The sequence below is a fragment of the Pseudomonas sp. AF32 genome, from assembly GCF_022342325.2.
GTDB lineage: Bacteria > Pseudomonadota > Gammaproteobacteria > Pseudomonadales > Pseudomonadaceae > Aquipseudomonas > Aquipseudomonas uvaldensis.
In genome coordinates this window covers 1-767 of the sequence record NZ_RQJK02000060.1, presented here as the reverse complement: position 1 = coordinate 767, position 767 = coordinate 1, and the positions used below count along the sequence as shown (strand labels likewise).

Sequence of the window (767 nt, the reverse complement as noted above, 5' to 3'; positions counted from 1 at the left end):
TACCAGCCGGTCAGCGTGCTGCTCGGCGGCGAAGCGATCAATGCCGCGACCTGGGAAAAGCTGCGCAACTGCCAGACCATCCGCTTCTACAACATGTACGGCCCCACCGAATGCACGGTGGACGCGACCATCGACCTGATCCGCGACCTCGGCGAGCGCCCGAGCATCGGCCGGCCGTTTGCCAACGTGCAGGTCCACGTGCTGGATGCGCGGGGTGAACCGGCGCCGCTGGGCGTGGCCGGGGAAATCCACATCGGCGGTGTCGGCGTCGCCCGGGGTTACCTGAACCGGCCGGAACTGAGCGTCGAACGCTTCATCGCCGACCCGTTCAGCAATGACCCGAATGCACGCCTGTACAAGACCGGCGACCTGGGCCGCTGGCTGGCCGACGGCACGCTGGAATACCTGGGCCGCAATGACTTCCAGGTGAAGATCCGTGGCTTCCGTATCGAATTGGGGGAAATCGAAAGCGCCCTGCTGGCCTGTCCCGGGATTCGGGAGGCCGTGGTCATCGCCCGCGAAGACAGCCAGGGCGACTCGGAGAATAAACGCCTGGTGGCCTATGTCTGCGGCGAACCGGTCCCGGCCGAGCAACTGCGCGGTGCCTTGCTGAACGGATTGCCCGAGTACATGGTACCCAGCGCCTTCGTGCACCTGGACCGCCTGCCCCTGACCGCCAACGGCAAGCTCGACCGCCGCGCATTACCGGAACCGGGCCAGGATGCGCTCGCCAGCAAGGCCTACGAGGCGCCGCAAGGCGACACCGA

Annotated in this window: 1 protein-coding gene; it reads left to right on the top strand. The window is 66.6% G+C overall.

What is annotated here, in order from left to right; all coding sequences use genetic code 11:
* Positions 1 to 767, top strand: a 767-nt coding sequence (locus EGM97_RS26100) for an AMP-binding protein (RefSeq protein WP_477788901.1), incomplete at both ends; no start/stop codon positions are given.